Here is a 25,002-nt window from a genome sequence, read left to right on the forward strand (position 1 = left end):
ATGCAGCGTTTGTTCGGCCTCATCGGCCGCGGGCGCGTGACGCGCGCCAACTCCGCGCCGGACATGCAGCAGGTACAGCTGATGCTGACGGCGGACGAACTGAAGGACGGCATGGAGCACGCCGAGCCGTTCGGCTTTACCGCCTGCCCGGAACCCGGGGCGGAGGCGTTGGCGTTGTTCTTGGGTGGCGACCGCAGCAACGGTGTGGTGATCAGCGTGAGCGATCGCCGCTACCGCGTGCGCGGGCTGCAGCCCGGGGAGTCGGCGGCCTACAACTCGGCCGGGCACACCATTGTGCTGTATCAGGACCGCATCGAGATCACCGCGCCGCGCATCGTGCTCAAGGCGGCTGAAGAGGTGGTGGCCGACACGCCGCTGTTGCGCGCCACCGGCCGCATCGAGGCGGCGGCAGACATCGTCGACAACACGGCGGGCGGGGGGAGTTCGCTGGCTGCGGTGCGCGATGCCCATAACGACCACACCCACGTCGAACACAACGGTACGGCTAACGGCCCGACCGATCCGCCAAACCTGCAGGTCTGACCATGGAAATTCTCGTTCAACTGGATGGCAAGCCGCTGGCTGCCAGCCACGCCTACGCACGCGCCATGGCCATCAGCCTGTTTACCTGGCGCCGCGCTGAGGCCGGCGACCCGGTCGATGACGATTGGCAGGGCTGGTGGGCGGAGGGGCTGGATGCCTCATTGCCGGCTGGCATCGGCTCGCGGCTGTGGCTGCTGCAGCGTCGCCGGCTCGATGCCGATGCCCAGCGCGATGCGCACGACTACACCCGCGAAGCGCTGCAGTGGTGGCTGGATAGCAAGCTGGCTAGCGCGGTGGAAGTGACGGTGTCACGGCTGGGTGACGACGGTCTGGCTATTCGCGTGGAAATCACCTTGCGCAGCGGCAAGACCTTGACGGCGGACCTTTCTGACATTTGGAGCCTGACCCATGGCGTATGAAATCCCGACCCTGAGCCAGCTCACCCGCGACATCCGGGCTGACCTGGGCGCAGAAAACCCGGATGCCCTGTTGCGCTCCGATGCCGACGTGTTCGGCCGTGCGATCGCGGCGGCAGTGCACGGCATGTATGGCTATTTGCAGTATCAGGCCCGTCAGCTGCTGCCCAGCTCGGCGGCAGAGTCAACCTTGCTAGCCTGGCAGGGGCCGTTCTACCTACGTGGCGACAAGCCCAAGGCGGCGGAGCAAAGCAGCGGCTCGGTCCGCTTTACCGGCAACGTTGGTGCTCCGGTAGCTGCTGACGTTGAGCTGCAGCGCGACGATGGCCGGTTGTTCGTCGTTGTGACCGGCGGCATTGTCGGTGCCGGTGGCTATGTCGATCTGACCGTCAAGGCGGCCGAAGGCGGTTTCGACGGCGACACCGATGCCGGCGTGTGGCTCACGCTCACCAGTGGCGTGGCGGGGGTGGATGCTGCCGCGCAGGTGCAGGCCGATGGACTGACCGGCGGCGCCGACGAAGAGGATATCGAAAGCTACCGGCAGCGCATTCTCAGTGCGACAGAGGCGGGCGCTCAGACCGGTCGGGCGGTGGACTGGGAGAACTGGGCGCTGGAAGTTGCCGGCGTCACCCGTGCCTGGGCGGCACCCAAGCTGCTAGGCCTGGGCAGTATGGGGTTGTACTTCATGCGCGATGACGACGTCGATCCCTACCCGGCGCCGGCCGAGTGCGAGACGGTGCGCCTGCACCTGGAGTCTACCGGCGCCCCGTGGGGGGAAATCTTCGCCATGGCGCCGGTTGCCAAGCCGGTGAACATCACCCTGCACATCGAGCCGGATACCCCGTCGATGCGGACGGCTGTCACGGCAGCGCTGCATGACAAGATCGCCGCAGAGGCTGCGCCGGTAGCGCGTGACGCGAGTGGTCGCACGGTGCTGCCGGTGGCGGGGGTGACCATCTTGCGCAGTCATCTGACCGAGGCCATCAGTGCTGTGTCCGGCGAAACCGACCACGTGCTGACGGTGCCGGCCGGCAACGTGGTGTGCGCGGTGGGCGAGTTGGCTGAGCTGGGGGTGATCACATGGACGTAAGCGATTACCAAGAGGTGCTGTGGCGGCTGCTGCCGCCCGGACCGGCCTGGTCGCGCGACAACGCCGACCTGGCTGCTTTTGTGAGAGTCGGCGCCCGGCGTCTGGCGGCAGTAGATGCAGCGGCCACCCAGTTGCTGGATGAAGGCAACCCCTACAAAACCCTGGCGATGCTGCCGGACTGGGAGGCGGATTTCGGCCTGCCTGACAGCTGCAGTGCTGCCGCGCCCACGCTCGCCGAGCGCCGTGCCTCGCTGGTTGCCAGGCTGACCGATGCCGGCGGGGTGCGCATCCCCCGATTCGTACAGATCGCCGAGGCGCTGGGCTATGAGAGCGTGACGACAAAGCGTCACCGGTTGCATACCTGCGAATTCACCTGCGAAGAACCCATCAACAGCATTGACTGGCGCTTTGTCTGGACGTTGCAGGTGCCCGATGCCGTGCGGGTGGCGGAAGCCACCTGCGAGTCCGGAGTCGAAGACCCGCTGCGCAGTTGGGGCGGCACTGAACTGGCTTGTGTGATGGCGCGTGAGTGCCCGCAGCCATCCACTGTTTTGATTTCCTATGGAGCAAGCTGATGCAACGTGTAGCAGCCAATCGTAATCCGGCAGTCGACAAATTCGGCGCCGGGAAAAATGGTTTTACCGCGGGTGATCCGCAGGCGGGGGTGGCAGCGACGACTCCAGGGGCAGAGTGGTTTGATGCGGTACAGGAGGAGTTGGCCAACCTGGTAGAGGGTTTCGGTAGTGCCCTCGACCCGACCAAGCGCGACCAGATCAAAACTCTGATCCTGGCGGCGCTGGCAAACAAGGCGGACAAGGCTACAACCCTTGCTGGCTACGCTATTGCAATTGCCTCTCAGGCTCAGGCCGAAGCAGGCACAAGCGATTCCGTACCGATGACGCCGCTGAAAGTAGCCCAAGCCATTGCCGCTCTTGCGCCGAAACAGAAGCAGATCCAGTCGATTACTGCCTCAGTCGCTGCTAATGCGCTAACTCTGACTCTCAATCCGACAACGCTGGATTTCCGGGGCGTCCCCTTGAACAGTGGCACTGTGAATAACCGATCTGTTCCTGCTGCGATCTCTCTGGTGGTCCCGGCTGGGGCAACATTGGGAACTGTTAACGGGCAATCTGCACGCCTAGCATTGCTGGCGATCGACAACGCAGGCGCCGTTGAACTGGCGGTTGCCAACTTGGCTGGTGGCGTCAACCTGGATGAGACCACGCTGATTTCGACCACGGCGATCAGCGCCGCTGCGGCTAGCGCCAGCACGATCTATTCCGCCACGGCACGCGCCTCTGTGCCGTTCCGCGTGGTGGGTTTTATCGACATCACCGAGGCGGCAGCCGGCACGTGGGCGACTGCCCCGTCCACGATTCAAGGTCAGGGCGGAATGTCGTTGGCATCACTGTCTTCGTTAGGTTATGGACAGTCGTGGCAGAACATGACGGCCAGCCGTGCTGTTGGTACGACCTACTACAACACGACGGGAAGGCCTATCGCTCTCGCGGTACTGTGCGGCCAACTGGGGGCAACGGTGAGCATGACGATCAATGGCGTATCAGTGCCGGTGTGTTACGCCTACGCGTCATCGTCGGAACGGCCGTTCGGCATCATTATTCCGGCGTTCGCTAGTTACTCTCTTAACTCAGGGCCAGCCATTTCTAGCTGGTACGAGCTTCGCTAAGGAAAGACCATGCCGCACTACAAAGACCAAGAAAACAGGGTTCACGTGCTGGACTCGGCCGAGTTCGAGTATCTGTTGCCGCTTGGCTGCGTTCGTATCGGTGATGCAGAAGCTGCCGCGCTGTGCGCTCCATCGATGGATCAGATAAGGGCTGCCAGCCTGGCGGCTATCAATGGTCGTGCTTCTGAACTACTGGCCAACCTATCTGCCGCCTATCCCGATGGCGAGGTGCAGAGCTGGGCTCAGCAGACGCGCGAGGCCGAAGCACTGGCCGTCGATCCCGGTGCCGCTACACCGATGCTGACTGCTATCGCCGCCTCGCGAGGACTGACAGTCGAGGAGTTGGCAGCCCGCGTGCGCGCCAAGGTCCAGGCCTATGCTGTCGCGTCTGGCCGGATCATCGGCCAGCGCCAGGCGCTGGAAGATACTATCCACGCCGTGGACCTGAGCGCGCCGGACGCAGCCGAGCAGTTGGGGGCGATCCAATGGCCGGCATGATGCTGCTCAAGTGGTCGTGGGGCGTGCTGTCGCCGCGCCTGAAATTGCTGTTTCTTCTGCTGGCCGGCGCTATCGCTGGCCTTTTTGCTGTTGGCTGGGGCGTGTTGGCTGTCCTGGCGGGCAGTGGGCGGGTGGTGCGGGTGGCGGTGGCGCTGGATCAGGCGGCCAACGCCGCCATTGGTGGCAGCGAGGATGAAACCATCAGCAGCCGTGCGGCCAAGGGTGCGCGGGCAGGGCGCTGGCACTGGTGCATTCTGTGCCGTCTGCTGGACTGGATCGATCCCGGCCACTGCGAAAAATCAATCGAGCCCGATGAGGGCAAACCTGCCCCGGCTACGCGCCGGGGCTTTTCTTTTGGGGGTGGTATGGCAGTAACCGTTAAACGCAAGGCATGGCTGTTCCTGGGGGCGCTGGCGGCCAGTGCGCTGGCATTCATTGCATTCCGCAATCTGGCTGGCGTGGCGATCGCGGCGCTGCTGTCCGGCCTCAGCGCCAGCGCCCTTGCATCCTCGGCCGGCGCGGCCGGTGGCAAGGCGGCGGGGGTGCACTTCCCGGCCTTCATCGGGGCGTTTGCGGGCAGCCTGCTGCTGTGGGTGCAGTTGCGTGGCCGGCCGCTGGTGGACAAGGTGGTGCTGGTGCTGGGTGCTTTCCTAGCTGCGTACTACGGCGGTCAGCTGGCGGTGGAGGTCTGGCCGAAGCTCGGCGCCGGCGGGGTGGGGGTGGCCGGCACGGTGTGCGCCTGCCTGATTGTGCCCTTGCTCGAGGCCGTGCTGGCGCTGCTGAAGGACGTCGCCTGGATCAAGCGGCTGATCTCCAGTCGGCTGGGTGCAAAGGACGCCGCGCTGCCGGCCGCGGATATGGCGGAGCGCCCTGTGAATGACAGCGCTGCCGGCTAGTTGGTAGTCGATGCCGTTGAGTGAGACGAAAGAAAACCAGCCCCGCCACGCGCGGGGCTTTGTCCTTTATGGAGTGTGGCCATGCCCCTGCTATCCACTGAGAATCAGCTCGCGCTGATTCTGCCTCAAGCCAAGCGCGCCGCAGTGCGCGCTTTTTTGCAGCCGCTGATCGGCGCCATGGCGGCGTATGGCATCGATACGCCGGAGCGGCAGGCTGCGTTCCTGGCGCAGATCGGCCATGAATCTGGCCAGTTCAACTATGTCCGGGAATTGGGCGGCAATGCTTACCTGGCCAAGTACGACACCGGCACGCTGGCTACCAGGCTCGGTAATACGCCGGCGGCCGATGGTGATGGTCAGCGCTATTGCGGACGTGGGCTGATCCAGATCACCGGTCGTCGCAATTACGAATTGTGCGGCCTGGCGTTGGAGCTGGATCTGCTCGGCCAGCCGCAGCTGTTGGAGCAGCCTGCCTACGCCGCGCTTTCCGCAGCTTGGTTTTGGCAAAACGCAGGCCTCAACGAGCTGGCAGACAAGGGGGCATTTGATGCCATTACTCGCCGTATCAACGGCGGCCAGAACGGCCGTGAAGATCGTCGCGCCATCTGGGCAAAGGCGAGCCAGGTTCTGAAAGGCTGACCATGTGGAGAAAAGCCATTCCATGGCTGCTGCTGCTCGGGCTGCTGGTGGGTTCGCACTGGTGGGCCTACCGCCATGGCAAGGATGTGGTGGCTTCCGCCTGGAAACTTGCCGATGCCACCCGTGAGCGAAACGACAACGCCACCATCAACGATCTGCAGCAGCAGTTGCGTCGGCAGGAAGCCAGGGCGGCCAGCCAGCTGTTGGCCGCAGAAACCAACTACCAGGAGTCACTACGTCATGTTGAAGCCGAGAAAAGCCGCCTGCTTGCTGATGCTGCTGCTGGCCGGCGGCGGCTGTCAGTCCCCGTCAAGGCTGCCAGCTGCCCAGCTGCAGGATCTACAGCCCAAGGCGCCGGAGGCGCAGCAGATCCAGCGCCACGAGCCGAACTTTCTGACGCGGCTGCAGGATTTCTTGTCGGGCTCGCCGCTGAAGCCGACGCCGTAGCGGTGGAGCTGAACCGGTGTGTCGATCGGCTTGAAGTGCTGTGGCACCTACCACAAAAAGACCCGAAATCAACCCCGAAAATTATGCAGGAAACCCCATAAATTCGGGCTTGATATTCGGATTTCGTAGGGTAGTTTGGTTGGTGTCTGGCGGGTTGGCGTGTGCACGAATCCGCCGCAAATCGCCTGCAGTCGTTCGATAAATAACGGATAAGGAGTCATGGATGAAGCGTAATGGGTTGAGTGGGCTTGATGCTTGTGACCTGGTGGGTCATAGCGTTGCCTGTGTCGAGAAGATGCGTGTCCTGGTCAAGTGCATGCGTGGTGCTGACGCTGCTGACATTCCGGTCCTGATCGATCTCGTTCATGATCAGGCCGAATCGTATGGCCAGATTTTTGAGGGCTACCAGCAGAAGGTGGCCTAATAGAAAACCCCCACAGCCTTCGGGTTGTGGGGGTCTTTTTTTGTTGGCGCTCCCGACAGGAATCGAACCTGTATCTGCCGCTTAGGAGGCGGCCGTTCTATCCGTTGAACTACGGCAGCGCTATGAAAGTGCTACACGGCAACGGAGTCAGCGTGTAACTTCATGAAGTAAAACGGTGTTTCTGTCTAGTCGACCCCATTAACTACAGGGACGGCCTGAAAACGGGGTCAGCTGTTGCGTTCGACCGAGAGCCGCGCCAGTTCGACCAGCGCCTGCTTGCTGGGGCTGTCCGGCAGGCCGGCGATGGCGGCGACCGCCTGCTCGGCGGCACGCACCGCTTCGCTCTTGGCGTAGTCCAGCGCGCCGCAGGATTGTACCGCAGCCAGTACCTCGTGGAAACGGTCGCCACGGGCATTCTCGATGGCGTCGCGCACGGTGGTGGCGGCTTCCGGGCTGCCGTGGCGCATGGTGTGGATCAGGGGCAGCGTCGGCTTGCCTTCGGCCAGGTCGTCGCCCAGGCTTTTGCCGATGGTCTCGGCGTCGCCGGAGTAGTCGAGTACGTCGTCGATGATCTGGAACGCGGTGCCCAGGTGCATGCCGTAGTCGGCCAGCGCCTTCTCCTGCTCCGGCGAGGCGGCGGCGATCAGCGCGCCGACGCGGCTCGCGGCTTCGAACAGCTTGGCGGTCTTGTACTGGATCACCTGCAGGTATTGCGCCTCGGTGACGTCGGTGTTGCCGATGTTGAGGAGCTGCAGCACCTCGCCTTCGGCGATGATGTTGGTGGCTTCGGCCATCACTTCGAGGATGGCCATGTTGCGCGTGGTGACCATCATCTGGAAGGCGCGGGTGTAGAGGAAGTCGCCGACCAGCACGCTGGCGGCGTTGCCGAACAGGGCGTTGGCGGTTTCGCGGCCGCGGCGCAGTTCGGATTCGTCCACCACGTCGTCGTGCAGCAGCGTGGCGGTGTGGATGAATTCGATCATCGCCGCTAGTTCGTGCAGGTGCTCGCCGCGATAGTCCAGCGCCTTGCCGGCCAAGAGCGTGAGCACCGGGCGCAGGCGCTTGCCGCCGGCGGAGATGATGTATTCCGCCACCTGGCGGATCAGGACGACGTCGGAGTGCAGGCGGGCACGGATGACGCGGTCGACCGTTTGCATGTCGTCGGCGAGCAGGGAGCGGAAGAGCGGGGTGGTGGACACGATGGTAAACCGGTTGTTTATGTTGTACTTGGAGCCCATTCGATTAGGCGGCTGCGCCTTTGCATCGTGAGCGCCGGCAGTGCCCGGAATGCTCATGCACGGTCTGTACATTCCGCTTCCTGTGCTCTGGCGGCACTCAACCTGCTTTGGCTCGCTCGCCTACAACTGGGACAGGCTCGTTGGCCGAAAATCCCGGCCGATGTTACCAGAAAAGCCCCTGTTCCCGCCATGCACCACTCGCATGGTGTGGTGTGGGTAAAAAAATTGACATGTTTCAGTGACTTAAGTATGATTCCCGGCTTCCTGTGTCGGGCGTGCCTGGTGCAGGAATTTGGATTCCCTATTCAGGAGCTAAGCGAATGTATGCGGTCGTAAAAACTGGTGGCAAGCAGTACAAAGTTGCCGTCGGCGAAAAACTTAAAGTAGAACAGATACCTGCAGACGTCGACAGCCAAATCGTACTTGAAGAAGTGCTGATGATTGCTGACGGTGAACAGGTTGTTGTGGGCACTCCGCGCGTTGCTGGCGCGACCGTGAAGGCGACCGTGGTCGCTCATGGCCGTGGCGAGAAGATCCGCATCTTCAAGATGCGTCGTCGTAAGCACTACCAGAAACACCAGGGTCACCGTCAGAACTACACCGAAATCCGCATCGACGAGATTTCCAAGTAAGGAGTAAACAGTCATGGCACACAAGAAAGCAGGCGGTAGCTCCCGCAACGGTCGTGACTCCGAAGCCAAACGCCTGGGCGTTAAGGTTTACGGCAGCGAACTGATTCCGGCCGGTTCCATCATCGTGCGTCAGCGCGGCACCAAGTTCCACGCTGGCGAAAACGTCGGCATGGGCAAGGACCACACCCTGTTCGCCAAGGTCGATGGCTATGTAGAGTTCACCACCAAGGGTGCTCTGAGCCGCAAGACCGTGAACGTGGTTCCGTACACCGGTGTAGACGGCGAGTAATCGTCAGTTACCGGTTAAAAGCCCTATCCTGGCGATAGGGCTTTTTTGTTTTTTCACGAGGCGTGAGGCGTGAGCGGCTGGCCGCGGCCGTTGACGCCTGACTCCTCACTGGACTTATCTGGAGGACCCATGAAGTTTATCGATGAAGCCCGTATTGAAGTGATCGCCGGCAAGGGCGGCAATGGCGCGGCCAGCTTCCGCCGCGAGAAGTTCGTGCCGTTCGGCGGGCCGGATGGCGGCGACGGCGGCAAGGGCGGCAGCGTGTACGCGGTGGCCGACGAGAACGTCAACACCCTGGTGGAGTACCGCTTCGTCAAGAAATACCTGGCGCAGCACGGCGAGAAGGGGCACGGCGCCGATTGCTACGGCAAGGGCGGCGACGACATCGAGCTGAAAATGCCGGTGGGGACGGTGATCATCGACTCCGATACCGACGAGGTGGTGGCCGACCTGGCGCGTCACGGCGAGCGCGTGATGCTGGCGCGCGGCGGCAAGGGCGGCTTGGGTAACATCCACTTCAAGTCGTCGACCAACCGTGCCCCGCGCCAGTGCACGCCGGGCGAGGAGGGCGAGCGCCGCAGCCTGCGCCTCGAGCTGAAGGTACTGGCCGACGTCGGCCTGCTGGGCATGCCGAACGCCGGCAAGTCGACCTTCATCCGCGCGGTGTCCGCCGCCAAGCCCAAGGTGGCGGACTATCCGTTCACCACGCTGCACCCCAACCTGGGCGTGGTGCGCATGAAGGATACGCGCAGCTTCGTCATCGCCGACATTCCCGGCCTGATCGAGGGCGCGGCGGAAGGCGCCGGCCTCGGCCACCGCTTCCTCAAGCACCTCTCCCGCACCGGCCTGTTGCTGCACGTGGTGGATATCGCCCCGTTCGACCCCGAGGTCGACCCGGTGCGCGAAGCGCATGCCATCGTCGAGGAACTGAAGAAGTACGACGAGGAGCTGTACAACAAGCCGCGCTGGCTGGTGCTGAACAAGGTCGACATGCTGCCGGAGGACGAGCGCGAGGAGCGCATCGCCGCCTTCCTCGAGGCCTTCGGTTGGCCGAAACAGCAGCCCAACGACGAGTTCGAGTTCGACATGGGGGCGCCGCGCGTGTTCACCGTGTCGGCGCTGACCGGCGAGGGCACGCAGGCGGTGACCTACGCCATGATGGAATACATCGAGCGCGTGCGGCAGGCCGAGCGCGCCGCCGCCGAGTTGGCCGAACAGCGCGAAGCCGAAGCCAAGGCCGCGGCCAAGGCGGCGCGCCAGAACGTGATCACCCGCACCGCGGGCGTTGACGAGTAATCCCTCCGCTCGGACAATCCGGTTTTTGTCATGACCGGATTGTCCGTGCACTCGCTTTCCGATTTCTTCCAGCCCGGCATCGATCCGGACGGCCTGTCCTCGGTCAATCGCCTGACCGCCGCCTGGCCCTACCTTTCCGTCTTCATCACGCTGTTTCGCGGCGGCGACGAAGAAGTGCTGCTGCGTCTTCTGGTGCTGCGCGAGCTGGGCAACCGCGCCGATGCGCCGCTGTGGACCCCGGCCGAGATCGCCCAGCGCTTCGCCTACCTCAATCCGACCAAGCTCGACACCATTCTGAAGCGCCTGCGCGAGGGCGAGCTCCTGGTGTGGGAGTCCGACGGCGGCCGCTACCAGCTCTCCGAGGGCGCGCGCGTGGCGCTGGCGGCGCTGGCCACCATGATCGACTTCGCCGGCGACGACGTGGAGCTGGGCTATCTGACCAGCCAGGTCGCCGCCGGGCAGGCGGTGGGGCAGGTGTCGGACGAGGCGCTACGCCACCTCCTGGCGCGGCTCAACGAGCTGTACGCCGAGTTCGAGGCGGCGCTGGAGTCGCAGTCGGAGTTCCGTATCCGCGCCGCGCAGCATCGCCTCGACGCGGTGTGGCGCTGGGTGGCCAAATCGACCGAGGTGGTGCGCCGCCTCACCGCCGACGACACGCTGGACCTGGCCACGCTGAACCAGGCGCAGGCGATCGCGCTGGCGCAAAGCCGCATGCTGGCGCTGGCCGGCACCTTCGAGCGGCGCCTGGCGCAGCTGGCGGCGCAGCGCGTGCACCTGGGCAGCTCCGGGCTGACCTCGACCGACATCGCCGACTGGCTGCGCCGTCAGCAGGTCGGCCAGCTGGCGACGCAGTTGTCGGGCTGCCTGTCGCTCTGCCCCGAGCCGGCCTTCCTCGCCACCCCGGAGCTGGCCGACGTGGCCGAATTCGAGCTGCTGGCGCGCGAGCGCGCCAAGGCCGGCGTGGCGGTGCTGCCGGGCGCCGAGGCTGCGCCGCTGGCCGACGCGCCGGAGGTGGAGCGCCTGTTCGCCGCCGAGGCGATGTACGACGAGCTGCTGCAGCTCGGGCTGGAGCTGGGCGAGAGCGGCGCGGCCGAGCTGCCGATCGCCCGCGCGGTACTGGCCGACAGCTACAACGAGACCGCCTACCGCCTGTCGCTGCTGTCGCTGCTCGGCGACCCGGAAAGCCGCGGCGACGCCAGCATCGTCGCCGCGTTGGCCAAGCTGCCCTTGCAACTGACCGGCGGCGATGCCGTCATCGAACCCGATCACCCGGAAGTGGCCGCGCTGTCCGACGCGCGGCTGCGGCCCCACACCCCGAACTGAGCCATGGAACTGGAACTCAAGACCCTCACCGCGCGCCTGTTGGCGCAGCGCGTGCTGCCGCGCGCCGATGCGCTGGCGCGCCGCGCCCTGCTCGACGAGAACTTCCGCAGCGAGCTGGACCGCCGTCTCGCCGACGTCGGCCTGCGCCTGGTGGAGAACCCCTACGCCGAACACGTCGCGGTGGCGCTGCTGCCGGAGATGACCGAGCCGGTGTTCGGCTCGGGCGAGGCCTGGCTCAACAACAACCTGGGCCTGCCGCGCGACGGCGTGGCCCTGCTGGTGATCCTGTGGGCGCTGATCGTGCTGCCCAAGCGCGAGCGCCAGATCGCCCGCGTCGAGGCCGGACGCGAGAGCCAGCACGACATGTTCGGCACGCACAAGCCGCTGGAAACCGGCGAGGCCGTGTCGACCGGGGTGTCGGAGGAGGCGCTCTACGCCGATTTCGGCAAGGCGCTGGGCGGCCGCACCCGCTTCAACGCCAACCTCGGCCGCCTGGTCAACCTGGGTTTCGTGGTGCGCCGCAACAAGTGGCTGGACGAGGGGCCGCTCTTGGACCTGATGATCGACTACGCCCAGCTCGCGCCGCGCATCATCGACGGCGCGCTAGCCGAGGTGCTGCGCCAGCGCGAGGGGCGCGCGGCGCTGGCCGACAAGGCGCTGGAATCCGCTACTTCGGCCAACCTTGAGGCCGACACGTTGGCCGAAGACCCCGCCGCGGCCGGTGACGGCCCGTTGTTCGAGCAAGAGGAGACGCGCTGATGTTCCAGATGAAAGCGGTGGAAATGGTGCACTGGGACTTCTGGCAGCGGCTGACGGTGCCGCTCGACGCCCAGATCGTCACCATCATCGGCCCCAACGGCTCGGGCAAGACCACCTTGCTCGACGCGATGCGCACGCTGCTGGCGATCAAATGCTCCGGCAAGCGCGACTACAAGCGCTACGTGCGCAACAACCGCGAGGCCTTCGCCTACCTGCGCGGGGTGGTCGACAACCCGCGCCGCCCCTCCGGCGGGCTCTACCCGACGCCGTTCTTCCCCATCGTCAGCGACACCGTGACGCTGCTGTGCCGCATCAAGAAGCAGGGCGGCGACTGGGTGCGCCACTACGCCATCCTCGACGGCGACGTGGCGCTGGAGTTGGCCGAAGGGCAGGCGCAGTGGCTCGGCGTGCAGGAGTACCGCCGCCGCCTCGAAGCGGCCGGGCTGACCCCGGCGGTGGCCGAAGTGCTGGCGCTGGAGCAGGGCGATACCGACAAGCTCACCGAGTACAGCCCGCGCCAGCTGCTCGACCTCGTCTTTCAAGTCTTCGGCGACAAGGACGTGCTCGACAACTACCAGCGCGCGCGCGAGGAACAGCGCGCCACCGAGCTGGAGCTGGAGGCGCTGACGCGCCAGGAAGAGGTGCTGGAAGGCCGCGTCGAAACCATGAAGACGCGCGCCAACCGCCACCTGGAGTGGCGCCAGCTGCAGCACAGCATCGCCCGTCTGCGCGACGAGGCGCTGCCGGTGCTGGGCTACCTCGACGGCAAGGCGTCGGTCGCCGGGCTGTGGCGCGGCTACCGCAGCGGCTACCACGCGCTGAACCGGGCGCGCGGCGAGCACGCCGACACGCTGGAGCTGGTGGCGCGGCTCAAGGCCGCCGAGGTCGCCGCCGACGCCGCGCGCGGCGCCGCGGAAAGCGCCCGCCAGGCGGCGCAGGACGCCTTCATGACGGCCAAGTCCGAGCATGCCGGCGTGGCCGGCCAGCTCAAGGAGCGCGACCGCCTGCAGGCGCTGGCCGGCAAGGAATATGGTGCCGACGCGGCGGCGCTGGCGGCGCAGCTAGCCGGCCTGCGCGACCGTGCCGACACACTGAAGGACGGCCTGCGCGCGCTCAAGCAGCAGCGCGAGGACAAGTCGCAGCAGCTCGAGGCGCTCGAGCTGGGACGCGGCCGTGCTCCGGACGAGGTGCGCCACTTCCGCGCCGCGCTCGACGAGGCCGGCATCGGCCACGCCATGCTGGCGGAGCTGGTCGAGGTCACCGACGCGCGCTGGCAGGGCGCGGTCGAGGCGCTGCTGCGGCCGTATCGTCACGTGGTGCTGCTGGACGACCCCGCCGACCGCCGCGCCGCCTGGCAGCTGGGCGAGCGCCAGCGCTATCGCCACTTCATCGTGCCGGAGCGCGCCAGCCCGCCAGCGGCCAAGCCGGGCAGCCTGCTCGAGGTGGTGCGCTTCTCTGCCAAGGCGCCGGACTGGCTCTACCGCCAGATGAACAGCGTGACGCGCGTCGAGGACGCCAGCGCCGGCGCCACCGTGGACGGCGACTGGATCACCCGCGACGGCTATTTCCGCGAGCGGCGCGGCGCGCGCCATATCGGCGTGGCGCCGCATGACTACGCCTTCGGCGAGGCGGCGCGCCAGTCGCGCCTGGCAGCGTTGCGCGAGGAGCTGAAGCGTCTCAACGTGCAGATCCTCGCCGACGAGGAGCAACTGGTGGCGGCGACGCGCGAGGCGGCCGGCCTGGCCGACTACCTGTCCGGCATGGACGCGATCCGCCAGCTCGACGGCCGCGCCGAGGAGTTCGCCGCGCTGGAGGCGCGCAAGACCTCGCTGGAGGCGGAAATCGCCCGGCTCGGCGCCGTGCTGGCCGAGGCCGCCGCCGAGAAGGCCGCCGCCGACACGCGCTACGGCGACGCCCGCCTGGCGCACGACCGCGTGTGCCAGCGCGAGCAGGACAGCCTCGCCGCCTACCGCCAGCAGCGTCAGGAGGTGGACGGCGCGCGGCGCCAGCTGCGCCGGCTGCTGGCCGAGCTGCGCGAGGGCGCGGCGCGGCTGCCCGAGGGCGCGCTGGCGCCGGAGCACATCGCCGCGCTGGAAGACGAGTTCGACGGCGCCGCCGACGCGCGCCACCAGCTCAATTATCTGGAAGAACGGCTGGGCAACGGCGAGTGGGAAACCGACGACGCCGTGCTGCAGCTCAAGGACAAGCTGGTCGACGACCTGGCGCAGATCGACCGCGAACGCCGCCGGCGCCAGGCCGAGGTCGACCGCTCGCGCGAGCTCACCGACGACGCCCGCGCCGCCTACATCGGCAAGCTGCGCGCCACGGTGCGCGCCTACGGCCAGAACGTGCGGCGGCTCGGCGAACTGGCCGGCATCGGCGTCGAGGTCGAGCTGCCGCAGCTCGCCAACGACGACGCGGTGCTGGCGCAGGCCGGCCTGGTGCTGAAGTTCAACTTCGACCAGAAGGGCATGATGGGCATGAACGACGGCGAGGCGTCCGGCGGCCAGCAGGTGATGAAGTCGCTGATCCTGCTCATCGCGCTGATGATGGACGAGGCCAACCCGTCCGGCTTCGTGTTCATCGACGAGCCGTTCGCGCACCTCGACATCTTCAACATCGACCGCGTCGCCGGCTTCCTCAAGGCCACCGAGGCGCAGTACCTGATCACCACGCCCAACACCCACAACGTCAACATCTTCGCGCCGTCCGAGCTGACCCTGGCGACGCGCAAGAAACGCCCGGGCGAAACCTGGGCGCCGCCGATCCTGCAGGCGCGGCGGCGGGTGGAGGGCGCGGAACCGGCGCCGTGACAGGTTCTGAGCTCGCGCCCCGGCGTGCTGGCCACGCCCGGGGCGGCCGATTTTTTTGCCGGGTGGCGGAAACCGTCGCCGCCCGCCCGGTCTATTCCTTTCCACCCCTCCGTTTCCGGAATCGCCCATGTCCCGCTGGCTCGCCCTGATCGACCCCGACCACGTCGCCCGCACCCCGCTCGGCGTGCGCGGCCATAACCTGCTGTTGACGCCGCGCGGCGAGCCGCGCCCGGTGCTGCTCGGCGCCGAGGAGGCGCTGCTGATCGGCACCTGGCTCGGCTCGCGCGCGAGCCGGGTGCGCTGGAGCACGCTGATGGCCGCCACGGCCAACCCGGGGTTGGCCGAAGACCTGCTGCGCCGTCTGCTGGAGGCGGGCTGGTGCGAGATCGAGCTGCACGCCGAAGCCGGCCTGCGCCAGTCGCCGCTGCAACCGTTCTGGGTGAGCTGGCGCGACATGTACGGGCTGCGCAGCCTGGCCGGGCTGGTCGATCCGCGCGAGCAGGCCGAAACGGTGGCGCTGTGGCGCGGCTGGCAGCCGCGCAACGCCGAGCTGGCGGGACTTGCCGACAGCCTCGGCAGCCGCCTGCCGACCTCGACGCTGGAGCGCCGCCTCAAGCTGGCGCAGGCGCTGGACGCCTGGCTCAGCGCCGGTCAGTGGGGCAGCGAGCGTCAGTTCTCGCAGCACGCCTTCGGCCGCAGCAAGGCGTTCAACGCCGGCGACCGCGACTGGCTCGCCGGCCACGGCATCGAGCTGGAAGCCTGCGGCATCTCTGCTCACACCCCGCACCTGTTCCTGTCCGGGCCGCTGACGCTGGTGGCCGGCGCCGAGCCGCTGGCTTCGGCCAACCTGCTGGGCCAGGGCGTGGCGCTGGCGCCGGAGGCGCTGCTGGCGGTGACGGCGCTGCAGGGCAGCGTGCGCGGGGTGCGCGTGGTGCAGAACCTGAGCGTGTTCGAGGGGCTGACGCGCGCGGCGCAGCCCTTCCTCACCGTGTGGGTGCCGGGCTACCCGCACCGGCGCTGGCGCGCGGCGGTGGGCCACCTGCTGGCGTTGCTGCGCCTGCCGCTGCAGGTGGGGTGCGACCTCGACCCGGCCGGCATCGCCATCGCGCTGCAGGTCGGCGCCGTGGCGGAGCAGGCCGGCTGCGCCTGGCAGCCATGGAAGATGGAGGCCGAGGCGCTGACGCTGGCCAACGGCGCACAGCCCCTGACCGAGCAGGACGCGGTGCGGCTGTCACGGCTGGAGGGCAGCGCACTGCCGCCGCCCCTGGCGAAGTTGGCCGAAGCGATCCGGGAGCGGCAGCACAAGGTCGAGCAGGAAGGACTGTTTCTCGAGCGCGGCTCAGAGGCCTGAGCGCCGACGGTGACGGGGGCTTGCCAGCCGCAGGGAGGGCATGGCATGGTCATGCGATGACCACCCGCTCTTCCCCCTCGTTCGCCTACCTGTCGCTGACGCTGGCTCCACTGTTCTGGGCCGGCAATTTCGTGCTGGCACGCGCCATGCACGCCAGCGTCGCACCCATGACCCTGTCCTTCGTGCGCTGGAGCATCGCCTTGTTGCTGCTGCTGCCGTTCGGCCTGCGTCCGGCCTGGAACCAGCGTGCTCTGTGGCTGCCGCACTGGCGCCGCATCCTGCTGCTCGGTCTGCTCGGCGTATGCGGCTTCAACTCGCTGGTCTACCTCGGTTTGCAGAGCACCACCGCCACCAACGCGGTGCTGATGAATTCCTTCATCCCCATCCTGATCGTGATCTTCGGCGCGCTGGGCTTCGGTCTCCGGCTCACCCTGCGCCAGGCGGGCGCCATCGCGGTGTCGTTTCTCGGCGTGCTGGCGATCGTCGCGCACGGCGAGCCGGCTCGGCTCTTGGAGCTCGACATCAACCATGGCGACGCCATCGTGTTCTGCGCGATGGTCGTCTGGGCGCTCTACACCCTGCTGCTGCGCGGCCTGCCGGCGGGGCTCGACCGCATCGGCATCCTCACCGTGCTGGTGGCGGTCGGGCTCACCGGCATCGCGCCGCTGTTCGCCGCCGAGCTGGCGAGCGGGCGCACCACCCCGCTCAACGCCGCCACCCTGGCCACCTTCCTCTACGTCGGCACCTTGCCCTCGGTGGCGGCGTACTACTGCTACAATTACGGCGTGGCCCAGGTCGGCGCGGCACGGGCCGGCACCTTCATCCACCTGATGCCGGCGTTCGGCGCGCTGCTGTCGCTGCTGTTTCTCGGCGAGACGATCCGCGTCTACCACGTGGCGGGCATCGCGGCGATCCTGGCCGGCGTGCTGCTGTCCACCCGTTTTGCCAAGAGCTGAGCACCACTATATAGGAGGAGAACTTCGCGATGAGCGAACAAGACCGCGACAATGGCCGGGCGATGCGTACCCGGGTGATGGGCGAAGCCTTCGTCGAGCGGGCGATGGACAACCTTGATGGCTTTTCGCGCCCGGTGCAGGACTGGATCAACGAACACGCCTGGGGCAGCACCTGGCAGCGCGAGGGCATCGACCTCAAGACGCGCAGTCTGGTCACCTGCGCTATGCTGGCCGCGCTGGGACGCAGCCACGAGCTGAAAGGCCACGTGCGCGGCGCCCTCAACAACGGCGCCAGCCTGGTGGAACTGCGCGAGGTGCTGCTGCACTCCGCCGTCTACGCCGGCGCTCCGGCCATGCTGGAGGCGGTGCGCGCGGCGCGCGAGGTGCTGGCCGAACTCGGGCTGGAACTGCCCGACGACCAGTAGCCCGGACGGCAAAACGGCCAGCGAAGCTGGCCGTTTTGCTATGACATGCTTGTCAAACGGAGGAGATCAGGCGTTCTGCCCGGCCAGGCGGCCGGCGCGTTTGCTCTCCTGCGACGCTTCGTGCATCGCCGCCACCGCGGCGGCGTCATGCTCCTGCTCCAGGTAGCGGGTGCGCCAGCCGCTGTTGACGCCCCAGGCGTAGAAGCCCAGCGCCATCAGCGCCACCACCGCCATGTCCACGCCGTACGGCAGCAGGCCGATGCCGCCGAAGTCGGTGCTGCCGACGTAGGACAGCAGCGCCAGCGCCGGCAGGTACAGCACCATCCACAGCGCGCCCTTCACCTCGCGGCCGAAGTCCGGCCAGCCGGCCTTGGCCTGGTACCAGAAGTACACCGGCAGCGCCGCCACGATCAGGAAGATGATCTGGCCGGTCAGCGGCCAGCGCGCCCAGTACAGTACCAGCGAGGCGCAGACGAAGGCGAACGGCGCGATCAGGTTCAGGCCGGCCAGGCGCAGCGGGCGCGGCAGGTCCGGCGCGGCGCGGCGCAGCGAGGCCGCGCTGATCGGGCCGGTCAGGTAGGAGATCACCGTGGCCACCGAGATCACCGCCGCCAGCGTGCCCCAGCCGCGGAAGAAGAACAGGAACATGAACGACACCGCCAGGTTGAACCACATCGCCGCGCGCGGGATGCGGTAGAGCGGGTGGATGTGGCCGAACAGCGCCGGCATGGTGCCGTTCTTCTGCATGCCGTAGATCATGCGCGAGGTGGTGGCCATGTAGGTGGCGCCGGTGCCGCTCGGGCTGACGAAGGCGTCGAAGTAGAGCGTCATCACCAGCCAGTTCAGGCCGAACGCCAGTGCCAGCTGCGCGAACGGCGAGCTGAAGTCGATGCCCTGCCAGCCGTGCGCCAGGTCGGCCGGGGTCAGCGCGCCGAGGAAGGCGACCTGCAAGAGCACGTAGATCACCGCCGCCAGCAGGATCGAGCCGATCACGCCGAAGGGAATGCTCTTGCCCGGGTTGCGCGCCTCGCCGGCCAGGTTGATCGGGCTCTGGAAGCCGTTGAAGCTGAACACGATGCCGCTGGTGGCCACCGCCGTCATCACGCTGGCCCAGCCGAACGGGGCGAAGCCGCCCGGCGTGGCGCTGCCCAGGTTGCCGCTGTGAAAGCCGCTGTCGATCAGCGCCAGCGCGGTGAGCGCCGGCACCACCAGCTTGAACACGGTGATGGCGCTGTTGGCCTTGGCGAACAGCTTCACCCCCCAGTAGTTGAGCAGGAAGTACACCACCACCAGCACCGCGGCGATGCCGAGGCCGGTCGGATTCAGCTCGCCGTGCTGGTACAGCGCCTGCGCCCACGGCCACGGCCACGAGCTCATGTACTGCACCGAGGCCTCGGCCTCGATCGGGATCACCGCGACGATGGCGATCCAGTTGGCCCAGGCGGCGATGAAGCCGAGCAGCGAGCCGTGCGAATAGCGCGCGTAGCGCACCATGCCGCCGGATTCCGGGAACATCGCCCCCAGTTCGGCGTAGCTCAGGGCGATCGACAGAATGATGACCATGCCGACGAGCCAGGCCACGATGGCGGCCGGCCCGGCGATCTGCGCCGCGTGCGCGGCACCGAACAGCCAGCCGGAGCCGATGATGGAGCCGAGGCCGGTCAGCATCAGGGCGATCGGGCCGATATGGCGGGAATGCTGGTGATTCAAGGGAAGACTCTCCTGTCTGTGTGTTGGGAAGGGGCCGTGGTACGGCTCCGTCATGCGCCCGGATCGTGGCCGGTTTCTTGTAGGTCTGCCTTGGATGAAAGTCCGGCACTGTAGAGCGGCGCCGTCCTGAGTTCTGTAACGATATGTACAGCCGGGTGTCATGAAAATGATCGAAATCATCCCCATACCCAGTGAAAGGGGCGGGAGTATGCCAGCTTGAGCAGGGATTTTCCATCCGGAAAATAGGCTATTTACGTCGGGCCGCAGTGCCGACCCTGTTGCCGGCGGGGTTGAAATCCTGGCGTGTTCCCCCACACTTACGGGATTCGTCCACCCACTCTCGAGGATGCACACCATGGCAACCGTAACCCTGCGCGGCAACCCGGTCGACGTCGCCGGCCAACTCCCGGCCCAAGGCGCCAGCGCCGCCGACTTCACCCTGACCGCGGCCGACCTGTCCGAAGTCAGCCTGGCTTCCTTTGCCGGCAAGAAGAAAATCCTCAACATCTTCCCGAGCATCGACACCCCGACCTGCGCCATGTCGGTGCGCAAGTTCAACGAGAAGGCCGCCGGCCGCGACAACACCGTGGTGCTGTGCATCTCGGCCGACCTGCCGTTCGCGCAGAAGCGCTTCTGCGGCGCCGAAGGCATCGACAACGTCACCACCCTGTCCACCTTCCGCCACCCGGAATTCGCCGAGGCGCTGGGCGTGAAGCTGGCCAGCGGCCCGCTCGCCGGCCTGACCGCGCGCGCGGTGGTGGTGCTGGACGAGAACAACTCTGTGCTGCACAGCGAACTGGTGGCCGAGATCGGCAGCGAGCCCAACTACGACGCGGCGCTGGCCGCGCTGTAAGCCGGCTCGAGGCACCATGCAAAACGGGGCGATGATTCGCCCCGTTTTTTCGTTGCCGCCGTCGTTTCAGCCGGCCAGGTAGGCCGGTTGCGCCGTCGCCAGGGCGGCGTCCGGCTGGGGCGTGTCCGCCCGTCCGTCCAGGCGGAACCAGGCCAGGTTCTGGTTGAGTTCCCGTGCGGCGCCGGAGAGTTGCTCCATGGCCGGAGTGATTTCCTGCATCTGGCGGTTGATGCCGGCGGCGAGCTCGGCCACTTCCTGGCCCGATTGGCGGATCTGCTGGCTGGTCTGGCCCTGTTCCTCGGTGGCCTGGCCGATGTCGTTCATCAGCTGGTTGACCTCGGCGAGCGCCTGGTCGACGGCGAGCAGGGCGCTGCCCAGCGTCTGCTGCGCCGCGGTGTTCTCGGCGCTGGCGCCGCGCGCCTCGTCCATGGTCTGCTGCAGGGTGTGGGTGGCCTTCTCGACCTGCTGCAGCGTGGTGAAGATGCGCGTGGTGGCGTCCGAGGTGCGTTCCGACAGCTTGCGCACTTCATCCGCCACCACGGCGAAGCCGCGTCCGGCCTCGCCGGCGCGCGCCGCTTCGATGGCGGCGTTGAGCGCCAGCAGGTTGGTCTGCTCGGCGATGTCGCGGATCAGCGTGCTGATCTGGGAGATGTCGCCGATCGACTGGCGCAGCGCCTGCATGTCGGCCAGTGCGTGCTGGATGCGCTCGGCCAGCAGGGTCATGGCCTCGGCGCTGGCGGCGCCGACGCGGCGCGCGTCCTCGGTGCGGCTGGCGGCGTCCTGGGTGCCGAGGCCGGCGTGGCTGACGTGGCGCGCGATGTTGGCCGAAGCCTCGGCGATCAGCCCCACCGCGAGCCGGCTGTCCTCGCTCTTGGCGGCCTGCAGCCGGGTTTCCTCTTCCACCTGCGCGGTCAGCAGCCGCACCTGGCGGCTGTGCCGCTCGCCGCTCTGGGCATTGTCGTGCACCGCCCGGATCAGTTTGCCCAGCTGGTCGAGAAAACGGTTGATGCGGGCCGATGCCTGCGCCAGCTCGTCCTTGCCGTGCGCCGGCAGGCGCACCCCGAGGTCGCCTTCGCCGAGGCGGTCGGCCGCCTGCGCCATGGCGCCGAGCTGGCGCTTGAGGTGGCGTGCCAGTGCCAGCTGGATCAGCACCACCAGGGCACTCGCCAGCGCCATCGGCCCCAGCACCATGATCGCCAGTTCGCCCAGCGCATTCTGCATGCGCGTCTCTTCCCCGCCGAGCGCCTGCTGCTCGCCTTGCAAGCGGGCGTCGATCAGCTCGACCAGCGGCACGATGTGCAACTGGTAGGCCTGCTCGGGAATCGACAGCGCGTCCTGCGGCGCGGTCTCGGCGATGGTGATGGCGTTCTTCAGGTTCTTGGCGAATTCGCCCCAGTGCTTGTCCAGTGCCGCGCCGACGGCCTGGCGCTGGGCGGCGGGCAGGGCGGGGACGATGCGCTGGCGCAGCCGGGACACGCTGGCCTCGATGCCGGCCAGGCGCTGCGGGGTGTCCGGCAGCAGCGGGTCGGCGCGCGCCAGCGACAGCACTGCGGCCTTCAGTTCGTTGAGGTTGGCCGAAAGCGCCTGGCGTTCGCGGTAGTGCTCGAACTGGCGGGTCAGGGAGGTGAGCTGGTAGCCGGCCAGTGCCAGCACCAGGATCAGGCTGGCGACGCTGAACAGCACCGTCAGCCACAAGCGTTTCACGAGGGTCATGGGGGGAACGCCACAATGATAGACGACTAAGTCTAGCGTGCCCGCATGACACGACGATGACGGCCCCCGAGGTCCCCCTTGATCTGCCGCAATGATTATCGGCGCCACGCCTGCTAGGCTGAAAACAGTCCTCCGCCAAGGCGACGACATGCCCTTCCTGCGAAAACACCTGCTCCTGCTGTGCGGCCTGCTGGCCGCGCTATGGCTGTTTTCGCTCTCGGCGGGCATGCTGGGCGAGTGTTTCGCCCCGCAGCCGGCGGCATCGGCCAGCGCGGCGACGCCGCAGCTGGCGACGGCGCATCCGCACCATGCCCCGCTTGCCGCTCCCGCCGCCCCGGACACCGGCGCGCGCGTGGCCTGTGCCAAGCACTGCGAGGACAGCCTCGGCGGTGTGCTGAAGCCGCCGGCCTCCGATCTCTTCCAGCTCGGCATGCTGATCCTGGTGCTGTGTAGCGTGGTGCGCCTCGCCAGCCTGCCGCTGGCGATGCCCGCCCGGCGCCTTGCCGATGCCCAGGTCGCCATCGTCGGCGATCCACCGCCCACCATTCGTTTCCACCGCTTCAATAACTAGCCTGCCGTTTCACCGTCCTTCCCGCCCCAGGGCCGGGAGGCGCACGGCCGTCCGATCCGTCCGGGTCGGTCACGGTGCGCAAGCCCTGCTGTTTCCCCGACATCACTCAGGAGTCACACCATGAAGAAGATCATTGTCGTTGCCGCCTCGACCCTCCTGCCGCTCGTGGCCGGCACCGCCTGGGCCAACGAAACCCATCATCCGGCCGACGCCGCGCCGGCGGCGAGCCAGCGTATCTTGCTGGCGGCCAAAGCGCCCGACGCCCCCAAGCCCCCGGCGGCCCAGGGGCCGTCGTTCCGCCTGATGGACGAGCACATGAAGCGGATGCAGGACATGCACGAGCGGATGCTGGCCGCCAAGACGCCCGAGGAACGCCAGAAGCTGATGGATGAGCAGGCCAAGCTGATGCAGGAGGGCATGGGCATGATGAAGGACATGGGCGGCATGATGGGGCCGCGCGGCGGCATGGGCATGATGGGCGATCAGACCGGCAACACCATGATGATGAAGCGCATGGACATGATGCAGATGATGATGCAGATGATGATGGACCGCGAGAACGTGCGCATGCCGCCGCGGCCGTAATCCGTCCGAAGTCGCCGCTGCTGCGGCAGCCAGGCAGGGGTCTGCCGTGGCAGGCCCCTGCCTGTCCCCTGTTCCTTTACCGTCTTGCCGGAGCCTCAAGCATGCTTTTCCCCCGATTCACCCTGCAGGCCGGCGCGCTGCTGCTGGCCTGCGCCATCAGCCAGGCCGCACCGAGCGGCACCGTGTTCACCGCCAACGAACGCGGTAGCTCGATCAGCGCGGTGCACCTGGCCGACGGCGCCACCCGCACCGTTGCGCTCGACATCGCGCCGCACAACGTGCAGGTCACGCCCGACGGGCAATGGCTGCTGGCGGTGGGCATGAGCGCCCACGCCGGCCATCACGCCGCGGCGGGCGACGCCGGCCAGCTGCTGGTGTTCGATATTGCCGATCTGGAGCGGCCGGCCTTCGTGCTGCCGGCCGGCAGCCACCCGGCGCACGTGGTGAGCGACGCGGCGGGCCGGCTCGCCTTCGTCAGCGATTCCGGCGCCAACGCCGTGCTGGTGTTCGACCTCGCCAGCCGCGCCCGGGTCGGCGCGATCCCGACCGGGCGCTACCCGCACGGCCTGCGCCTGAGCCCGGACGGCAAGGAGCTGTACGTTGCCAACATGAAGGACGACAGCGTATCGGTGATCGACGTCGCCAAGCAGGAAGAGGCGGCGCGCATCGCGGTGGGACGCGCCCCGGTGCAGGTCGGCTTTGCCCCGGATGGGAAGCAGGTCTACGTCTCGCTTAGCGCCGAAAACAAGGTGGGCGTGATCGACCGGGCGCAGCGCCGGCTGCTCGGCAAGGTCGCGGTCGGCCGCCTGCCGGTGCAGCTGTTCGCCACGCCTGACGGGCGCCAGCTCTACGTCGCCAACCAGGGCACGGCGCAGTCCCCGGACAACCGGGTGTCGGTGATCGACCCGGCCACGCGCCGGCTCCTCGCCACCATCCAGGTCGGGCGCGGGGCGCACGGCGTGGCCATGAGCCAGGACGGCGGCTACGCCTTCGTCAGCCATCTCGAGGACGGCACCTTCTCGGTGATCGACACCGCCAGCCGGAAGGTTGTGGCCACCCATCCCGTCGGGGAGGGGCCGAACGGCATCAGCTACAGCCCGCGTTAGCCGGCTTCGCCATCGGCCTCGTCCAGCGCCTGCTGGTGTTTCACCGCCAGGCGCTGATAGTGCTCGGCCGAGTACTTCAGGAAGGCGATTTCCTTGTCGCTGAGGCGGCGCACCTGCTTCACCGGGTTGCCCAGGTAGAGATGACCCGACTCCAGCACCTTGCCCGGCGGCACCAGGCTGCCGGCGCCGATCATCACCTGGTGCTGGATCACCGCGCGGTCCAGCACGGTGCTGCCGATGCCCACCAGCACCTCGTCGCCGATGGTGCAGCCGTGCAGCGTGACGTGGTGGCCGATGGTGACGTTGTCGCCGATCACCAGCGGCGCGCCCAGCGGGTCCTCGTCGCGCTTGTGGCTGACGTGCAGCATGGCGAAGTCCTGCACGTTGCTGCCCTCGCCGATATGGATGCTGTTGACGTCGCCGCGGATCACCGCGCACGGCCAGACCGAGGCGCGTTCGCCCAGCGTCACCTCGCCGATCACCACGGCGGAGGGGTCGACGAAACAGGAATCGGGAACCTGCGGGGTGTGGCCGTCGTAGCGGCGGATATTGCGATTCATCGGAACGTCCTCATCTAAAAACCATCATTATGATACAGGGGCTCCTCGCAAAACCTCAGCTTCCGTGCACGATCCGGCGCGCATGGACCGTTTCGGCATGGCATGTCCTTGATGGGACAGGCGAAACGCTCCGTGAAAGGTGTCGCCGGCCGGCACGGGGGAGGCGCTGTCGAGGAGTCCAT

General features: G+C 67.3%; 27 protein-coding genes and 1 tRNA gene. 23 read left to right on the top strand and 5 right to left on the bottom strand.

The window, feature by feature from the left end; genetic code table 11:
• From FURADRAFT_RS01410 to FURADRAFT_RS01455, 10 genes are all read left to right on the top strand, one after another.
• A complete protein-coding gene (locus FURADRAFT_RS01410) occupies positions 1-543 on the top strand; it encodes a phage baseplate assembly protein V (RefSeq protein WP_160165301.1) in 543 nt (180 codons plus the stop codon).
• A 2-nt stretch (positions 544-545) separates the two neighbouring features.
• Positions 546-962 carry a phage GP46 family protein gene (locus FURADRAFT_RS01415; protein WP_008952311.1) on the top strand — a complete coding sequence of 139 codons (417 nt, stop codon included), beginning with the start codon at positions 546-548 and terminating at the stop codon, positions 960-962.
• Positions 952-2,049 (top strand): baseplate J/gp47 family protein, encoded by a 1,098-nt coding sequence (locus FURADRAFT_RS01420; protein WP_008952312.1) that lies wholly within the window; start codon positions 952-954, stop codon positions 2,047-2,049. Before FURADRAFT_RS01415 ends, FURADRAFT_RS01420 begins: the two co-directional genes overlap by 11 nt.
• Positions 2,040-2,624: a YmfQ family protein gene (locus FURADRAFT_RS19845; protein WP_008952313.1), complete on the top strand. Its 585-nt coding sequence runs from the start codon at positions 2,040-2,042 to the stop codon at positions 2,622-2,624. The genes FURADRAFT_RS01420 and FURADRAFT_RS19845 overlap by 10 nt, the downstream gene beginning before the upstream one ends.
• Positions 2,624-3,736: a hypothetical protein gene (locus FURADRAFT_RS19850; protein WP_008952314.1), complete on the top strand. Its 1,113-nt coding sequence runs from the start codon at positions 2,624-2,626 to the stop codon at positions 3,734-3,736. The genes FURADRAFT_RS19845 and FURADRAFT_RS19850 overlap by 1 nt, the downstream gene beginning before the upstream one ends.
• 9 nt (positions 3,737-3,745) lie before the next feature.
• Positions 3,746-4,234 (top strand): hypothetical protein, encoded by a 489-nt coding sequence (locus FURADRAFT_RS01435; RefSeq protein WP_008952315.1) that lies wholly within the window; start codon positions 3,746-3,748, stop codon positions 4,232-4,234.
• Positions 4,231-5,130, top strand: coding sequence for a hypothetical protein (locus tag FURADRAFT_RS20765; RefSeq protein WP_008952316.1), 900 nt, complete (start codon positions 4,231-4,233; stop codon positions 5,128-5,130). Before FURADRAFT_RS01435 ends, FURADRAFT_RS20765 begins: the two co-directional genes overlap by 4 nt.
• Positions 5,131-5,211: 81 nt before the next feature.
• On the top strand, positions 5,212-5,769 hold the full coding sequence (locus FURADRAFT_RS01445; protein ID WP_008952317.1) for a glycoside hydrolase family 19 protein: 558 nt from the start codon (positions 5,212-5,214) through the stop codon (positions 5,767-5,769).
• 2 nt (positions 5,770-5,771) lie between these two features.
• Positions 5,772-6,317, top strand: a complete 546-nt coding sequence (locus tag FURADRAFT_RS19955; protein ID WP_081455922.1) for a lysis system i-spanin subunit Rz — start codon at positions 5,772-5,774, stop codon at positions 6,315-6,317.
• A gap of 122 nt (positions 6,318-6,439) precedes the next feature.
• Complete coding sequence (locus tag FURADRAFT_RS01455) at positions 6,440-6,640, top strand: hypothetical protein (protein WP_008952319.1); 201 nt, start codon at positions 6,440-6,442, stop codon at positions 6,638-6,640.
• Between the two features lie 44 nt (positions 6,641-6,684).
• On the opposite strand, the gene FURADRAFT_RS01460 is transcribed toward FURADRAFT_RS01455, so the two are convergent.
• Together FURADRAFT_RS01460 and ispB are read right to left on the bottom strand one after the other, a co-directional pair.
• Positions 6,685-6,759 (bottom strand) — tRNA-Arg (locus tag FURADRAFT_RS01460).
• 108 nt (positions 6,760-6,867) lie between these two features.
• The gene (ispB, locus tag FURADRAFT_RS01465) at positions 6,868-7,842 is read right to left on the bottom strand and encodes an octaprenyl diphosphate synthase (RefSeq protein WP_040652251.1); all 975 of its coding nucleotides are present in this window, start codon (positions 7,840-7,842) and stop codon (positions 6,868-6,870) included.
• Positions 7,843-8,198: 356 nt separating this feature from the next.
• Between ispB and rplU the strand changes: the two genes are divergently transcribed.
• The 9 genes from rplU to FURADRAFT_RS01510 all read left to right on the top strand — a co-directional run bounded on the left by rplU (position 8,199) and on the right by FURADRAFT_RS01510 (position 17,722).
• Entirely contained in the window at positions 8,199-8,510 is a 312-nt protein-coding gene (gene rplU / locus FURADRAFT_RS01470) for a 50S ribosomal protein L21 (RefSeq protein WP_008952321.1), read from the top strand.
• 13 nt (positions 8,511-8,523) lie between these two features.
• Positions 8,524-8,799 carry a 50S ribosomal protein L27 gene (rpmA, locus tag FURADRAFT_RS01475; RefSeq protein ID WP_008952322.1) on the top strand — a complete coding sequence of 92 codons (276 nt, stop codon included), beginning with the start codon at positions 8,524-8,526 and terminating at the stop codon, positions 8,797-8,799.
• A 129-nt stretch (positions 8,800-8,928) separates the two neighbouring features.
• Positions 8,929-10,095 (top strand): GTPase ObgE, encoded by a 1,167-nt coding sequence (gene obgE, locus FURADRAFT_RS01480; RefSeq protein ID WP_008952323.1) that lies wholly within the window; start codon positions 8,929-8,931, stop codon positions 10,093-10,095.
• 30 nt (positions 10,096-10,125) lie between these two features.
• Positions 10,126-11,418, top strand: coding sequence for a hypothetical protein (locus FURADRAFT_RS01485; protein WP_008952324.1), 1,293 nt, complete (start codon positions 10,126-10,128; stop codon positions 11,416-11,418).
• Between the two features lie 3 nt (positions 11,419-11,421).
• Positions 11,422-12,177: a hypothetical protein gene (locus tag FURADRAFT_RS01490; RefSeq protein WP_008952325.1), complete on the top strand. Its 756-nt coding sequence runs from the start codon at positions 11,422-11,424 to the stop codon at positions 12,175-12,177.
• Entirely contained in the window at positions 12,177-14,990 is a 2,814-nt protein-coding gene (locus tag FURADRAFT_RS01495; RefSeq protein ID WP_008952326.1) for an ATP-binding protein, read from the top strand. Before FURADRAFT_RS01490 ends, FURADRAFT_RS01495 begins: the two co-directional genes overlap by 1 nt.
• Before the next feature lie 127 nt (positions 14,991-15,117).
• The gene (locus tag FURADRAFT_RS01500; RefSeq protein WP_008952327.1) at positions 15,118-16,341 is read left to right on the top strand and encodes a DUF2399 domain-containing protein; all 1,224 of its coding nucleotides are present in this window, start codon (positions 15,118-15,120) and stop codon (positions 16,339-16,341) included.
• A 56-nt stretch (positions 16,342-16,397) separates the two neighbouring features.
• Positions 16,398-17,297 carry a DMT family transporter gene (locus tag FURADRAFT_RS01505; protein ID WP_008952328.1) on the top strand — a complete coding sequence of 300 codons (900 nt, stop codon included), beginning with the start codon at positions 16,398-16,400 and terminating at the stop codon, positions 17,295-17,297.
• A gap of 29 nt (positions 17,298-17,326) precedes the next feature.
• Entirely contained in the window at positions 17,327-17,722 is a 396-nt protein-coding gene (locus FURADRAFT_RS01510; RefSeq protein ID WP_008952329.1) for a carboxymuconolactone decarboxylase family protein, read from the top strand.
• 66 nt (positions 17,723-17,788) lie between these two features.
• Here FURADRAFT_RS01510 and FURADRAFT_RS01515 read toward each other — a convergent pair whose 3' ends face one another.
• Positions 17,789-19,432, bottom strand: coding sequence for an APC family permease (locus FURADRAFT_RS01515; RefSeq protein ID WP_008952330.1), 1,644 nt, complete (start codon positions 19,430-19,432; stop codon positions 17,789-17,791).
• Positions 19,433-19,787: 355 nt separating this feature from the next.
• Between FURADRAFT_RS01515 and tpx the strand changes: the two genes are divergently transcribed.
• The gene (tpx, locus tag FURADRAFT_RS01520) at positions 19,788-20,285 is read left to right on the top strand and encodes a thiol peroxidase (RefSeq protein ID WP_008952331.1); all 498 of its coding nucleotides are present in this window, start codon (positions 19,788-19,790) and stop codon (positions 20,283-20,285) included.
• Between the two features lie 66 nt (positions 20,286-20,351).
• Here tpx and FURADRAFT_RS01525 read toward each other — a convergent pair whose 3' ends face one another.
• Entirely contained in the window at positions 20,352-21,998 is a 1,647-nt protein-coding gene (locus FURADRAFT_RS01525) for a methyl-accepting chemotaxis protein (protein ID WP_008952332.1), read from the bottom strand.
• A 148-nt stretch (positions 21,999-22,146) separates the two neighbouring features.
• Here FURADRAFT_RS01525 and FURADRAFT_RS01530 point away from each other — a divergent pair, with 148 nt between their 5' ends.
• The 3 genes from FURADRAFT_RS01530 (at position 22,147) to FURADRAFT_RS01540 (ending at position 24,260) form a co-directional block, all read left to right on the top strand.
• Entirely contained in the window at positions 22,147-22,569 is a 423-nt protein-coding gene (locus tag FURADRAFT_RS01530; protein ID WP_008952333.1) for a hypothetical protein, read from the top strand.
• A gap of 120 nt (positions 22,570-22,689) precedes the next feature.
• Complete coding sequence (locus tag FURADRAFT_RS01535; RefSeq protein WP_008952334.1) at positions 22,690-23,154, top strand: hypothetical protein; 465 nt, start codon at positions 22,690-22,692, stop codon at positions 23,152-23,154.
• A gap of 101 nt (positions 23,155-23,255) precedes the next feature.
• Positions 23,256-24,260, top strand: a complete 1,005-nt coding sequence (locus tag FURADRAFT_RS01540; RefSeq protein WP_008952335.1) for a YVTN family beta-propeller repeat protein — start codon at positions 23,256-23,258, stop codon at positions 24,258-24,260.
• Here FURADRAFT_RS01540 and FURADRAFT_RS01545 read toward each other — a convergent pair.
• Positions 24,257-24,820 (bottom strand): gamma carbonic anhydrase family protein, encoded by a 564-nt coding sequence (locus FURADRAFT_RS01545; protein WP_008952336.1) that lies wholly within the window; start codon positions 24,818-24,820, stop codon positions 24,257-24,259. The genes FURADRAFT_RS01540 and FURADRAFT_RS01545 overlap by 4 nt on opposite strands.
• Between the last annotated feature and the right edge of the window lie 182 nt (positions 24,821-25,002).

It is taken from the genome of Pseudogulbenkiania ferrooxidans 2002 (assembly GCF_000174355.1).
In the GTDB taxonomy this organism is placed as follows: Bacteria; Pseudomonadota; Gammaproteobacteria; order Burkholderiales; family Chromobacteriaceae; genus Pseudogulbenkiania; species Pseudogulbenkiania ferrooxidans.

Bases quoted from the DNA above. Each gene is read 5' to 3' on its own strand.
- FURADRAFT_RS01410 (WP_160165301.1), top strand. From the start codon at position 1: ATGCAGCGTTTGTTCGGCCTCATCGGCCGCGGGCGCGTGACGCGCGCC.
- FURADRAFT_RS01415 (WP_008952311.1), top strand. From the start codon at position 546: ATGGAAATTCTCGTTCAACTGGATGGCAAGCCGCTGGCTGCCAGCCAC.
- FURADRAFT_RS01420 (WP_008952312.1), top strand. From the start codon at position 952: ATGGCGTATGAAATCCCGACCCTGAGCCAGCTCACCCGCGACATCCGG.
- FURADRAFT_RS19845 (WP_008952313.1), top strand. From the start codon at position 2,040: ATGGACGTAAGCGATTACCAAGAGGTGCTGTGGCGGCTGCTGCCGCCC.
- FURADRAFT_RS19850 (WP_008952314.1), top strand. From the start codon at position 2,624: ATGCAACGTGTAGCAGCCAATCGTAATCCGGCAGTCGACAAATTCGGC.
- FURADRAFT_RS01435 (WP_008952315.1), top strand. From the start codon at position 3,746: ATGCCGCACTACAAAGACCAAGAAAACAGGGTTCACGTGCTGGACTCG.
- FURADRAFT_RS20765 (WP_008952316.1), top strand. From the start codon at position 4,231: ATGATGCTGCTCAAGTGGTCGTGGGGCGTGCTGTCGCCGCGCCTGAAA.
- FURADRAFT_RS01445 (WP_008952317.1), top strand. From the start codon at position 5,212: ATGCCCCTGCTATCCACTGAGAATCAGCTCGCGCTGATTCTGCCTCAA.
- FURADRAFT_RS19955 (WP_081455922.1), top strand. From the start codon at position 5,772: ATGTGGAGAAAAGCCATTCCATGGCTGCTGCTGCTCGGGCTGCTGGTG.
- FURADRAFT_RS01455 (WP_008952319.1), top strand. From the start codon at position 6,440: ATGAAGCGTAATGGGTTGAGTGGGCTTGATGCTTGTGACCTGGTGGGT.
- rplU (WP_008952321.1), top strand. From the start codon at position 8,199: ATGTATGCGGTCGTAAAAACTGGTGGCAAGCAGTACAAAGTTGCCGTC.
- rpmA (WP_008952322.1), top strand. From the start codon at position 8,524: ATGGCACACAAGAAAGCAGGCGGTAGCTCCCGCAACGGTCGTGACTCC.
- obgE (WP_008952323.1), top strand. From the start codon at position 8,929: ATGAAGTTTATCGATGAAGCCCGTATTGAAGTGATCGCCGGCAAGGGC.
- FURADRAFT_RS01485 (WP_008952324.1), top strand. From the start codon at position 10,126: ATGACCGGATTGTCCGTGCACTCGCTTTCCGATTTCTTCCAGCCCGGC.
- FURADRAFT_RS01490 (WP_008952325.1), top strand. From the start codon at position 11,422: ATGGAACTGGAACTCAAGACCCTCACCGCGCGCCTGTTGGCGCAGCGC.
- FURADRAFT_RS01495 (WP_008952326.1), top strand. From the start codon at position 12,177: ATGTTCCAGATGAAAGCGGTGGAAATGGTGCACTGGGACTTCTGGCAG.
- FURADRAFT_RS01500 (WP_008952327.1), top strand. From the start codon at position 15,118: ATGTCCCGCTGGCTCGCCCTGATCGACCCCGACCACGTCGCCCGCACC.
- FURADRAFT_RS01505 (WP_008952328.1), top strand. From the start codon at position 16,398: ATGACCACCCGCTCTTCCCCCTCGTTCGCCTACCTGTCGCTGACGCTG.
- FURADRAFT_RS01510 (WP_008952329.1), top strand. From the start codon at position 17,327: ATGAGCGAACAAGACCGCGACAATGGCCGGGCGATGCGTACCCGGGTG.
- tpx (WP_008952331.1), top strand. From the start codon at position 19,788: ATGGCAACCGTAACCCTGCGCGGCAACCCGGTCGACGTCGCCGGCCAA.
- FURADRAFT_RS01525 (WP_008952332.1), bottom strand. From the start codon at position 21,998: ATGACCCTCGTGAAACGCTTGTGGCTGACGGTGCTGTTCAGCGTCGCC.
- FURADRAFT_RS01530 (WP_008952333.1), top strand. From the start codon at position 22,147: ATGCCCTTCCTGCGAAAACACCTGCTCCTGCTGTGCGGCCTGCTGGCC.
- FURADRAFT_RS01535 (WP_008952334.1), top strand. From the start codon at position 22,690: ATGAAGAAGATCATTGTCGTTGCCGCCTCGACCCTCCTGCCGCTCGTG.
- FURADRAFT_RS01540 (WP_008952335.1), top strand. From the start codon at position 23,256: ATGCTTTTCCCCCGATTCACCCTGCAGGCCGGCGCGCTGCTGCTGGCC.
- FURADRAFT_RS01545 (WP_008952336.1), bottom strand. From the start codon at position 24,820: ATGAATCGCAATATCCGCCGCTACGACGGCCACACCCCGCAGGTTCCC.